We start from the raw sequence: 12,479 nt of genomic DNA on the forward strand, positions 1-12,479 counted from the left end.
GCATGATGAAAAGGATAACTATACTGTTGGGATGTTTAATATTATGTTTACCCGGACTGATGTCGCAGGAGTTGAATTGTCGTGTCGAAATAAACAGTGATAAGATACAGGGTACTAATAAACAGGTATTCACGACCCTTCAGGAAGCTATTATGGAATATATCAATAACCGGAAATGGAGTAATGCACAGGTTGCAATAAACGAGCGTATAGAATGTACCATGATGATTACGGTAAATACATATGCCGATGACCATTTTGCCTGCGATATACAGGTACAATCGCGCCGTCCGGTATATAATAGCTCTTATTCTACAACATTGTTCAACTTTAAAGATACGAAATTCGAATTCGATTACAGGGAAGCCGAACCATTGATATTTAATGAAAATACGATGGAAAGTAATCTTACTGCAGTACTTAATTATTATGTATATATGATTTTGGCTCTGGATTTCGATAGTTTTTCTCCTCAGGGAGGCTCTCCTTTTTTAGAATTGGCCGGCCAGGTAGTTGCGATGGGACAGTCTTCCATGGAACTTGGTTGGAAAGCTTTTGAGGATTCCCGTAACCGGCATGCTTTGCTCTCTGCTTTCACTGATCAGAATACCGCCGCATTTCGTCAGTTGTGGTATAATTATCATCGTAAGGGATTGGATGAGATGGCTTTGAGTGTAGATAAAGGACGGGCCAATATTACAGAATCTTTGAAAATGCTGAAACAAATATATGATGTTGCTCCTATGTCGGTCTTGCTGCCTTTATTTAAAGACAGTAAACTGGACGAATTGGTTAATATATATTCGAAGGCTAAGCAAACCGAGAAGGACGAGGTTTATGAACTTTTGAACGGAATGTATCCGACTGAGACTACGAGACTGGAAAAAATCAAGGAAGTGAGCCGTAATTAAGTACCGGGACTATGATAAAAAAACTTATCGTAAGAAATTATGCTCTTATTGACAGTCTGGAAATAACATTTAATTCAGGTCTGTCTGTAATTACGGGAGAAACAGGTGCAGGAAAATCCATTATATTGGGAGCATTGGCATTGATTTTGGGACAGCGGGCCGATTTAAAAGTTTTTCGGGATTCTGCTGCGAAGTCTGTTGTCGAAGGTTTTTTTGATATTTCGGCTTACGGGCTTTTTTCTTTTTTTGATAGAAATGATTTGGAATATGATCCGGTGAATTGTATAATGCGCCGGGAAATATTGCCTTCCGGTAAATCCCGGGCTTTCATAAATGATACACCGGTTTCTTTGACCCAGCTTAAAGAGTTGGGAGATGCATTAATAGATATTCACTCTCAACACCAGAATCTTTTGCTGGCCGATACGCGCTTCCAGCTCAATGTCATAGATGTACTGGCTGGAAACGGTAAAATATTAGCTCAGTATCAGGCGGAATATAATAGTTATAGAAAATTAGTTCATCGGCTTGAAAAATTAAAAGAAGAAAATTCGGATAGTAAAAGGGAAGAGGATTATTTACGTTTTCAGCTATCTCAACTAACCGAAGCTTCATTGCGTTGCGGAGAGCAGGAAGAACTGGAAGAAGAGCAGCAGCAGCTAACGCATGCCAGTGATATAAAAAGTGAATTATATGTTGTTCATGAGTTATTGAGTAATGATGAAAGCGGAGCTTTGATGTCGATAAAGTCCGCGCTTACCCGTTTGCAATCGCTTGTCCGTATTTATCCGGCTGCATCAGAATTGAGTGAACGGTTGAATTCGGATTATATAGACATAAAGGATCTTGCATCTACTGTAGGAGAGTGGGAAGAAGGATTATCGGCCGATCCGGAACGCTTAAACTGGATCGAAAACAGATTGGACTTGTTATATACATTGCAGCAAAAGCACAGAGTACACTCTGTCGATGAATTATTGAGTATACAAGGTGATCTGAATGATAAACTTGGAAAGATCGATAGTTTCGAAACAGAAATTAAAAATCTGGAACAGGATATTAGGAAACAATATGAAGTGGTTAAACTCTTAGCGGATCAGTTGACGGAAAGCCGTAAAAAAGAGGCGGACCATTTTGCAGGTTTACTTATCCGAAAAGTAAAACCTTTGGGTATGCCGAATTTGGGTTTTGAAGTGGAATTGTTAAGAAAGACGGTGTTGGATGAAATGGGACAGGAACAGGTTCGTTTTCTTTTTTCTGCAAATAAGAACCAACCTCTTTTACCCGTTTCTGATGTTGCTTCGGGAGGTGAAATATCCCGGTTGATGCTTTGTATAAAGGCATTAGTTGCTAATACAATGGCATTACCTACGATAATATTCGATGAAGTTGATACCGGAGTTTCAGGTGAGATTGCCGATAAAATGGGAGATATTATGTGTGATATGTCCCGTTATATGCAGGTTATCAGTATAACGCATCTTCCTCAGGTCGCTTCTAAGGGGAAAACGCATTACCGTGTGTATAAATCGGATACGGAGGAAGTTACAAATACTCATTTGGTATTGCTTTCTCAGACTGAAAGAGAAGAAGAAATTGCCCGTATGCTGAGTGGAGCTTCTATTACTGAAGCAGCGCTAATCAATGCCCGTACTCTTTTAAATGCTAATAAGAATTAGAAATATATGGAAAAAAATGAAATGATTTTCGGTATTCGGGCTGTGATAGAAGCGATCGAAGCTGGAAAAGAGATAGATAAAGTACTTATAAAAAAAGATTTGCAAGGAGATCTCTTCAAAGAACTTTTCGGTATTCTTAAAGAAAATAATATTCCGGTACAACGTGTTCCTATGGAACGCATCAATCGTATTACGCGGAAAAACCATCAGGGGGTCGTGGCTTTTATTTCATCGGTTACTTATCAGCATCTTGCCGATATCGTACCCTCTCTTTATGAGGATGGGAAATTACCTTTTATCGTATTGTTGGACGGTATTACCGATGTCCGGAATTTCGGAGCAATAGCCCGAACATGCGAATGTGCCGGAGTAGATGCTATCGTGATACCGGAGAAAGGAAGTGTGTCGGTAAATGCGGATGCGGTGAAAACTTCGGCAGGAGCATTACTACATATTCCTGTATGCAGAGAGAAAAGTATACAGGAAGCAATCCGGTTTCTGCAGGGAAGCGGGGTGAGGGTAGTGGCTGCCACTGAAAAGGCTGTAAGAAAATATACAGAGGTAGAGTATGCCGATCCGGTCGCTATAATTATGGGAGCAGAAGATACCGGTGTTTCTTCGGATAATTTGCGGATTTGTGATGAAATGGTTTCGATTCCCCAAATGGGGACCATAGGTTCCCTGAATGTTTCTGTCGCTGCCGGAATTATGATGTACGAGGTAGTGAGGCAGAGATTAAGTGACAATATGACAGTTGAATAGATGATTTTTTTAATTCAATAAAAATGTTCGGGACGAATACTTTTATCCCGGACATTTAATTTCTGATCTTTAATTAGGTAACTATTATAGCTTCATATTTTAGTTCTCATTTATACTATCCTTGATATCATTTAATTCTACCAGTTTGTTTACAATGGCGTAGATGGTGAGGCCCGCCGTACTATGTATTTGCAGTTTATTTGTAATGTTTCTCCTGTGCGTCATTACCGTATGGGTAGAAAGACATAGACAATCTGCAATCTGTTTATTACTCATACCTTTGACAATACAGACGATAATTTCTTTTTCCCTGTTGCTTAAGGATTTTGATGAATCATCGTCCGGGTCTTCTATATGGAAAAGACGGTTTATTTTTTCTTCGATTTGTTCCGCAGTATCATATATAGTGATGGTTTCATCAAATTGCATGGCAGGAGTCGCCATAATATACTGGATAGCAACATAACGTATCAGCCGGTTGGGACAATCGTTTTTTATCTGGTTTAAGGAGGGTAATCCAGGAAATAGCGGATTGAAAATAAGCAGGTCGGCCTCGAATTTTTTTAGTAGCCCGTTGATAAAAGTTATTTCGGGAATTTCCAGAATATGAATGTCATATCCGGGTAATCTTTTCAATACCGAAATAAGTCCGCTTCGGATAATAAGAGACGGTTCTGCTAATGCAATTTTAAGACTTTTACTCATGGTTGCTTAACTTATTTTCCCATTCAGTAATCATGGGAACCAACAGGTTGTCTTCGATGAGATTATGTGATGCCAGGTCTTGTTCGCAAGAAAAGATGTCAAATAAGACGCTATTCAGGTCGTTACTGCTATTTGCCGGATAATATTTAATCAGGATATTCTTTAGTTCGGTAAGCTTTGCTTCTACCTGGTCGTGTTGCTTGCTGAATATATCAATTTTATATTCTGGCAATGGTTCTCCATTTATAAGAGCACGGATATAGGGGAATACTGTTTCATCTTCATAATTCAAATGTTTTCTCACTTCTTCCACATATCCGTCGAAAAATTTAAGGATGGCAAAAGATGCTTCGTTGTTGTAATCTATAGCTTCTATTAATTTTCGGCGGATAGAAGGTAAACGGAAATCCAGATAATAATTGTGAGAATTTTCGAGATAGTTTAATAAAGAAGAAGCCGATATATCTTGGGGCGATATGATTGTCTCCGCATCTTCTAACAAAAAATTGACTACCGTCAAGAATGTATTGACATCTACTTTATTTTGTTCACACACTTTCTGGATACTTTGTTCTCCGAATCCCAATGGTATGCCAAACCGGCTCATTACGAGTAACATGGGGTAATTTTGACAGATAAGATCGCACATCTTATCTTTTGCCTTATATTTTCCTGATAGGGACATAAGAATTATTTTTTACAAAAATACGACTATTTTGAAATACAGTCAATCCCTAAAAATAGGTATTTTAAAGATGAAAAATACTCATTATGAATCGTTGCAATTATTTTAGGAATTGTTATCTTTGAAAATTAATATCATAACATTTTAATCTAAATAAGAGTTTATATGAAAAAGAGAGTTGTAGCATTGCTCTGTTTCTGGTTTATTGTGGTTTGTGCGATAGCACAGACTCGATTTGCTTTGTTGACAGATATACATGTTGTTCCCGGAAATAATAATGAAAAATTTCTGGAACAGGTTGTGGATGAGATCAATCAGTCCGATTTACCGTTTGTAGTTATTACCGGGGATCTTACAAATGAAGGGAGTGATGAACAGCTGTATAACGTAAAACGTATATTTGACGCTTTGAAGAAACCTTATTATATTATACCCGGAAATCATGAAATGAACTGGTCACAAAGTGCCGGTAAAACTTTTAATGATATTTGGGGAAGTGACCGTTTCTGTTTTAAAAGAGATGGTATGTTATTTTTGGGCTTTAACTGTGGGCCATATATGAAAATGGGTGACGGAAATGTGAAGAGAGAAGATATTCTTTGGCTGGAACATACCTTGAAAGAGCAAGCCGGAAATAAGCCCGTAATCGTGTTGGCTCATTATCCTTTTACTCCCGATTTGGGAAACTGGGATGAAGTGGTAAACATATTGAAAGATTATAATGTAGTTTCTGCATTTTGCGGCCATGGACATCGTTATATACATTCGAAATATGGAGAGCTCATTAATGGAGTTATGTGCAGAGCTTTAGATATGAGAAAAGATAATTTCGGAGGGTACTCTATCATTACTGTGAAAAATGATTCGGTAATGGTACATGAAAAGCCTTACGGACAGCCGGCCGTGGAAAAATATAAATTTGCAGCAGGGCATCGTGTAATATCAGCTCCGGTAGGAACAGGAACCGAGACAAAGAGTGACGAACATGCCGAGCTTTTCTTTTTTGACAATGCCTCTGTTTTTACAGGTGTGGCGGTCGATAAAAATAATATTTATTTCGGTAATTCTATGGGTGAAGCAAAAGCTGTATCCAAAAAAGACAAGAAGGAGTTATGGTCCGTTAAAACAGGAGCGTCTCTTCACTCTGTACCCGTCGCGGTAAAAAATGAGGTTATTGTTCCGGCTACGGACGGACGTATAATGGCGCTCGACAGCCGAACGGGTAAAATAATTTGGGAAAATCCTGCAGTAGGGCCTTTTGTTGCGAATGGTATAAAAGAAGGTAATTATCTTTATCAGGGTGGTTATAAGAAATTTTCAAAAATAGATGTCCGCAATGGAAAAACAATATGGACTTATGACAGTATAGGTAACTATTGCCAGGCACGTCCTGTGATTGCCGGAGACCGTATCCTGTTCGGCGCTTGGGATACGCACTTATATTGTTTGGATAAAAATACGGGACGTTTACTCTGGAAATGGGATAATGGAAAGAGCGCTAATATGTTGTCTCCCGGTAATTGCGTCCCTGCTGTATATCAAGATAAGGTGATCGTTGTAGCTCCTGACAGATATATGACAGCTGTTTCATTAACTGATGGACACGAGATTTGGAGAAGCAACAAATATAAGGTAAGAGAGTCGATGGGACAATCTAAATCCGGCAACATCATATATGCGAAGTTAATGGATGGTGAATTACTGGCTGTTTCTGCCGATGGTGATACCTATAATGATCTGTGGGTCGAAGATACAGGTATAGGCTATGAACACAGCCCATGTCCATTACTGGAATATAATGGAATAATTTATCTTAGTTCCAGAATGGGCGATTTAGTTGCCGTAGATTCGCTAACACACCGAATATTATGGAAAAAGAAATGTGGTTATTCGGCATTCAATAGTTTTACGGTCGATGGCAACGGCGATATATATGCATCTATGATAGAAGGTAAGATATGGCGTATACCCGCCAAGAAATAAGGAATAAATAATTTGATCTGTGCCGGCTCGTCAGGATATAATCCGAAATGAGCCGGCTCGTTTTTATAGTGGGATAGGGGTATAACTTCCATGTTCACTTATATATTCCAGTAAACGGTTATAGATAGGACTATATCGTAATATGTCAGGATTTCCTGTAATTATTATCTGTTTGCGGGAACGGGTAAGTGCGACATTTAATTTCCGGTCGATTGCTTTTTCGCCTTCATAAAGGATATTGGATAACATGTCAATTTGATAAGTTTTATTCACCGAGAATGAATATATGATGATGTCACGCTGAGAGCCTTGATACCTTTCCACTGTGTCGATAGTGAGATTATTCAGCTCCGGAATGTTTAATTTTTCTATTTCTTGCCTGATTAGTGCTATTTGACTACGATAAGGGGTTATGATACCTACGCTCTTTTCCGGAATGAATGGCTGATTGTTTTGCCGATACAGATCATATATAGTATTTAGTATATTAGTTGTTATTCTGGCCTCTGAATAGTTGGTTTTATGGGTTCTGTCCGTTAAATCCTCTTCGGAAGGTATAAAAATAAGCCTTTGGACGGCTAACAATCTTTGTAACGGATTTTGATTGTCATATATATTAAAAAGAATATTTTCCCGTTGATGAGCTGTAGGTACCGGACTCAGTAATCCGTTGTAAAATTCTTTGTTTGGAAAATCTGCAATAACAGGATGCATTCGTCCTTGTTTGCGGAGCATATCCCATACCGGGGATTCTGTGCCTTTGTGGATATTGTATAGCCTCTCGAAAAGAGAGTTTCTGCGGTCATATAATCCTATATCGTTTAACAGGGGATTTTTTGACTCCGATTCTTTTGGGTTTTGTAGGACTATTGCCGGTAACTGCTTATGGTCTCCTATAAGAATGAATTTTTCTATTGCATTGTTGCCGTCCGGATTGCGGGCACATAGTATGGGCAGCAAATGAGGTTCCAGTATTTGCGATGCTTCATCTATAATTGCCACGTTGAAGTGAAGTAGTCCGAATAGTTCACTGCGTGAAGATATGGCGGTTATAGTCCCTATAAAGATGTGGTGTGAATTGATGCATTCTTTTACTTCTTCGCGGGTAGAACAACGGCCGATAACTTTTTCTATCAAGTGCCGACGGTAAGCCTCTTCACAGGATAATTCAGAACCTATTCTGATGTATTCGCATCTCGGAGTAATTTCTTCTATGGCTCTGCATATTTCATCGACTGCACGGTTGGTATAAGCCAGGAGAAGTATGTTGCAAGATGTGTTGGACCGGAGTTCCATTACCATGGATTGTAATGCGATAGAAGTTTTTCCTGACCCTGGGGGGCCTATAAGTAAAAAGAAATCGTCGGCTTGCAAAGATTTTTCCAGTATCCTGTTTAAGTCTTTATTTCCATAGTCTTTGGATAAATGGCGGTTTTTTGTAAAAGCCGGAGAACGCTGGTTCAGTAACAGGTCTTTACGATCCTGGTTAGCAGTGCAGAAAGTATACAATCCTCTGTAAATTGTGTTGAACGATGTGTCCGGGGAATCGTGTTCGATCGCGTACAAGCCGTTTTGGGGAAGTATTTTGGGATTTTCCTGTTTATATCGTAACCGAACTGTCACGCTCTTGTTTGAAATGCTTTCTATAAATCCTTTAAATATCTGCCTGTTAGTCACATTGTCGTTTTCATTTTCTCTGAGGTACAAAATTACGGAGTCCCCGTTGCGAAAATTAGGCAAAACTATCGATTCATAAACAGGAATAGAGAGTCTGATAGAAGGAGGTTCGCCTGTGCTGCCGCTTTTCTCGATAACAGAGAGATTATAGAGAATGTCTCCGTTCTCTTTTTTGTGTTCAAAATCGAGCCAGTACGATCCATCCCGGTTTTTATCCATTTCCCGGATCTGTAATTTCGATAAATAATGTTCTCTTGCAGTAAAGGAAAGCAACGAAATAAAATAATTTTTTTCCAGTTCCGAAAGTTTGTTTATATTTTCCCGGAATGCGGAGATAGGTGCTTTGAGGTATAAATCCCAGTAATGCGATACAAGATGTCTTGTATTTAAGGTTTCGGGACATATCATGTTCAGAATCTGAGCGGCTTGTTTTTCTTCTGACCCTATTCTGTATAAATATGAAACTATGCGATTCCTTATATCTAAAACCTTTTTCAGATAGTTATGAGCTTCTTTTTCCCTGAAGAGGAGCGGATAACGGGAATAGAGAAGGTAAGATTTTACCTGATTGGGGCGGATATTCAATGTATAATGCAATACTTCCAGATATAAAAGCATTTGAATATAATGATTTTCTTTAGAATGAATACTGCCTAAAAAGTCATTCGCTTTTCCCGATTTTAATTCGATAAGACATCTGTAGTCATCCTGAAGAAAATCCATACGCCCCTGTATGCCTAATTTCTCACAGATGAAAGCTGGCTCTATGATAGTTTTACTTCGGTCTATTTTGTATGCCGGATCTTGAAACGTTTGGAATACTATTTCCCTGATATTATGATATTGTCTTCGAAGCTCATCTTTAAATTTACTTTCTTTATCTCTATATGTTAAGTCTTTACATGTAGAAAATTCTAACGGGTATTGGTGAAATGTATTTGTAAAAATATCATATAGGGAAATATCTTCTTCTTTTTTAGCATACAATAATGTGTCCAATACCTGATTGGCAAAATTACCCAATATGATAGCCGATGAGTTTGGTTTAGGCATGAACAGGCCTAAAATATAATTAAGAGGATGGTTTCCGTAATCTTTATGGCATTCGGCCAGCGAACTTATATCCAGTAAATAGTCTGGTTCTGTAATAATTATTTCGGGTATATAAATATTATCCTCAGAGAAATAAACGTCGATCAGGTTTATCTGGCATCCAGGCCATATTTGTTTTACACTTTCGTTGAATTCAATATTAATTGACGGAATATTATATTTTACTTTTACAGGTTTTTCGGATGGGAGTGCTTCATCGTATCCATATATGAATTCATCGTCCACAGAAGAAACTAAAATACGTATCCGTTCTGTTTTCTTTTCCTTTTTATATTGGCTTTCCCGGATGTCATCGTGCTTGGTCTCCTGCAGACTTTGAGGAATTGTACCTCCTGTTAAATGATATATTGCTTGTGCCAAAGCTTGTATATCATTTTCTGTTTCGCTTTTGGAGGGAATATATGTTCCTTTTATGGCCTGGCTGGCATGTATCCGCAGTTGTTGTAATTGCCGGGTAAGAAGTGGAGATAACTTATGTTTGTTACAGGTATAACTTAATCGTGCAAAAAAAGTGGAAAAAGCAGGACCTTTTCCGTGTTCCGGATCTATGCAAAGCTGTTCCAGCAAAGAACGCATTCTGTAATATTTTTCGGGGACACTTTGTTTTTTATTTCTATATTCAAGTAATTCTTTATAATATGATTCCGGAGTCATTTCAAGGTGTTTATATATTGCAAATATAAATATATATTACAATGATTTATTGCGAATATAATTATTTAGTTATTAATTATGTGTATTCGCATAGATGCAAATATGTTTTTTATTAATTACATTTTAAAAATAATCAAAAGATTTTTAGATATTTACTTATACGATTTAGTGTAAGAGTTTAAATAATTGAGTGGTTCTCTGTGAAATTATATATTGGTTTGAGAATATGGAATAAATCTCTTTTTAGATAGTCATGTATAGGAGATATAGAACCAGTAAGGGTATAAAAAAACTCCGAAAATTTTTCGGAGTTTTTTTTAGTATTTTGATGTTTTATTCAGAAACAACTTCAAACGGTATTTCTACACTAACTTCTTTATGAAGCTTTACAACTGCTTTATAAGATCCAACTTCTTTTACAGCCTCTTTGATTATAATCTGTTTACGATCAACGTTATGGCCTAATTTTTCAAGAGCTTCAGCGATTTGTATATTGTTTACAGAACCGAAAATAGTACCAGTAGAACTGGTTTTTGCTCCTATAGTGAGAGTTATGCCTTCCAGTTTAGCTGCGGCTTCCTGAGCATCTGCTTTGATCTTTTCAAGTTTATGAGCACGTTGTTTCAGGTTTTCTTCCAACATTTTCAATGCAGAAGGAGTTGCAATTACAGCTTTTCCCTGAGGTATAAGGTAGTTACGGCCGTAACCGCTTTTTACGTTTACTACGTCGTCTTTATAGCCCAGATTTACGATATCTTCTTTTAAAATTACTTGCATTCTTAATTTCCTCCTTCGTTTAATTATTTCATCAAATCAGTTACATAAGGAAGCAACGCTAAATGACGAGCTCTTTTTACAGCTTGTGCAATACGACGTTGAAACTTCAAGGAAGTACCCGTGATACGGCGAGGTAGTATTTTACCTTGTTCGTTCAGGAATTTCTTTAAAAATTCAGGATCTTTGTAATCGATATACTTGATACCGCTTTTTTTAAAGCGACAATATTTTTTCTTTTTGATGTCCACCGAGGGAGGAGTTAAATATCTGATTTCAGATTGTGCTTGTGCCATTGCTTAATTCTCCTTTACTTCTTCTTTTGTTGATGATTTAACACTTCTTCTTTTTGCAGCGTATTCTGCAGCATACTTATCCATCTTGAATACCAAGAAACGGATTACTCGTTCGTCGCGACGGAAATTGATCTCCAATTTTTCAATGACAGACGGTTCTGCGTTAAACTCCAAGAGGTTGTAAAAACCAGTTGTTTTTTTCTGGATAGGATAAGCTAGTTTGCGTAATCCCCAGTTTTCTTCGTTCACAATTTCGGCTCCTTGTTCAACCAAAATAGCTTTGAATTTGTCTACCGCTTCCTTCATCTGTACATCAGATAAAACGGGAGTTAAAATGAAAACGGTTTCGTAATGATTCATACTCGTTTAATTTAACTTGTTAGTGTAATTTTTTCAATTGCGGTGCAAAGTTAATGATTATAATTTAACTTACAATGTTTTTTCAGGCATTTTTTATCTCGTTAATATGGATAAAGCGGATAGAGTGAATGATGAGGTGAGAAATAACTGTATTTTGTCGGTATAAAACAGAGTGATGGGAGTCGGAAGTGTAGTGGTTCGTTCTATTACTGAGAACTGTGCGAAGTCTGTAATTCGCATAACGCAATGAAAGATGATTGTGATAAGGAAAATGGCTTTTGTAAAAAGCAATAAATAATCTATAGCCGCAAAATAGAAAGTTCTTAATTTATATTATAATAGTTCGATTTTATAGTTGTCGGGTGAACTATATGTCATGAAATTGTTTTATATTTGTATCGTTGTTTAAACAATTATTGTATTTATGAATCTTGAACAGTTTAATCCCGAAATGCTTTTTGCTATAGTGAGCGGGAAATTGTCGGCAGCTATTAACAGGCAGTTGTATAGAAGTTTTAGGAAATCGGGAGTGGATATTACCCCCGAACAATGGACGGTATTGTATTATTTATGGTCTAAGGATGGAGTCACTCAACAGGAACTTTGTAATGTAACTTTTAAGGATAAACCGAGTATGACTCGTCTTATTGATAATTTGGAAAAGCAAAGTCTGGTTGTCAGGAGTCCGGGTGTCTCGGACAGACGCATCAATATCATACATTTGACCGAAACAGGCAAAAATCTGGAAAATGAGGCAAAACCTATTGTACAGGATATAATGAAAAAAGCGCTTGACGGGTTAGATGAAAAAGATGTTGAAGTCGGATTTGTTTTGCTTACCAGAGTGTTTAATAATCTTAAAACAGCTCTTGATGATTAA

At 37.5% G+C, this 12,479-nt stretch carries 11 protein-coding genes; 5 read left to right on the forward strand and 6 right to left on the reverse strand.

The annotated features are described in order from the left end of the window. Positions 1-5: 5 nt before the first annotated feature. Genes porD through rlmB form a run of 3 tightly spaced genes read left to right on the forward strand, consistent with a single transcriptional unit; the run spans position 6 to position 3,352 of the window. On the forward strand, positions 6-911 hold the full coding sequence (gene porD / locus OCV73_RS03755; protein ID WP_394802945.1) for a type IX secretion system protein PorD: 906 nt from the start codon (positions 6-8) through the stop codon (positions 909-911). Positions 912-922: 11 nt separating this feature from the next. Beyond that, positions 923-2,590, forward strand: a complete 1,668-nt coding sequence (recN, locus tag OCV73_RS03760) for a DNA repair protein RecN (RefSeq protein WP_147549177.1) — start codon at positions 923-925, stop codon at positions 2,588-2,590. A gap of 6 nt (positions 2,591-2,596) precedes the next feature. Beyond that, positions 2,597-3,352 (forward strand): 23S rRNA (guanosine(2251)-2'-O)-methyltransferase RlmB, encoded by a 756-nt coding sequence (gene rlmB / locus OCV73_RS03765; RefSeq protein ID WP_147549179.1) that lies wholly within the window; start codon positions 2,597-2,599, stop codon positions 3,350-3,352. A 99-nt stretch (positions 3,353-3,451) separates the two neighbouring features. On the opposite strand, the gene OCV73_RS03770 is transcribed toward rlmB, so the two are convergent. Together OCV73_RS03770 and OCV73_RS03775 are read right to left on the reverse strand one after the other, a co-directional pair. After that, positions 3,452-4,057, reverse strand: a complete 606-nt coding sequence (locus tag OCV73_RS03770) for a response regulator transcription factor (RefSeq protein WP_147549181.1) — start codon at positions 4,055-4,057, stop codon at positions 3,452-3,454. Then, positions 4,050-4,742, reverse strand: a complete 693-nt coding sequence (locus tag OCV73_RS03775; RefSeq protein ID WP_147549183.1) for a hemerythrin domain-containing protein — start codon at positions 4,740-4,742, stop codon at positions 4,050-4,052. Before OCV73_RS03775 ends, OCV73_RS03770 begins: the two co-directional genes overlap by 8 nt. Positions 4,743-4,907: 165 nt before the next feature. On the opposite strand from OCV73_RS03775, the gene OCV73_RS03780 reads away from it, so the two are divergent. Then, a complete protein-coding gene (locus OCV73_RS03780) occupies positions 4,908-6,725 on the forward strand; it encodes an outer membrane protein assembly factor BamB family protein (protein ID WP_147549185.1) in 1,818 nt (605 codons plus the stop codon). Between the two features lie 63 nt (positions 6,726-6,788). Here the strand turns inward: OCV73_RS03780 and OCV73_RS03785 are convergent, their stop codons facing one another. The 4 genes from OCV73_RS03785 to rpsF form a co-directional block, all read right to left on the reverse strand. Beyond that, on the reverse strand, positions 6,789-10,169 hold the full coding sequence (locus OCV73_RS03785; RefSeq protein ID WP_147549187.1) for an AAA domain-containing protein: 3,381 nt from the start codon (positions 10,167-10,169) through the stop codon (positions 6,789-6,791). A 333-nt stretch (positions 10,170-10,502) separates the two neighbouring features. After that, positions 10,503-10,946 carry a 50S ribosomal protein L9 gene (gene rplI, locus OCV73_RS03790; RefSeq protein ID WP_147549189.1) on the reverse strand — a complete coding sequence of 148 codons (444 nt, stop codon included), beginning with the start codon at positions 10,944-10,946 and terminating at the stop codon, positions 10,503-10,505. 23 nt (positions 10,947-10,969) lie between these two features. After that, on the reverse strand, positions 10,970-11,239 hold the full coding sequence (gene rpsR, locus OCV73_RS03795; RefSeq protein ID WP_147549191.1) for a 30S ribosomal protein S18: 270 nt from the start codon (positions 11,237-11,239) through the stop codon (positions 10,970-10,972). Between the two features lie 3 nt (positions 11,240-11,242). Beyond that, positions 11,243-11,599: a 30S ribosomal protein S6 gene (gene rpsF, locus OCV73_RS03800; protein ID WP_147549193.1), complete on the reverse strand. Its 357-nt coding sequence runs from the start codon at positions 11,597-11,599 to the stop codon at positions 11,243-11,245. A gap of 424 nt (positions 11,600-12,023) precedes the next feature. Between rpsF and OCV73_RS03805 the strand changes: the two genes are divergently transcribed. Beyond that, positions 12,024-12,479: a MarR family winged helix-turn-helix transcriptional regulator gene (locus OCV73_RS03805; RefSeq protein ID WP_147549195.1), complete on the forward strand. Its 456-nt coding sequence runs from the start codon at positions 12,024-12,026 to the stop codon at positions 12,477-12,479.

It is taken from the genome of Barnesiella propionica, from assembly GCF_025567045.1.
GTDB classification, from domain to species: domain Bacteria; phylum Bacteroidota; class Bacteroidia; order Bacteroidales; family Barnesiellaceae; genus Barnesiella_B; species Barnesiella_B propionica.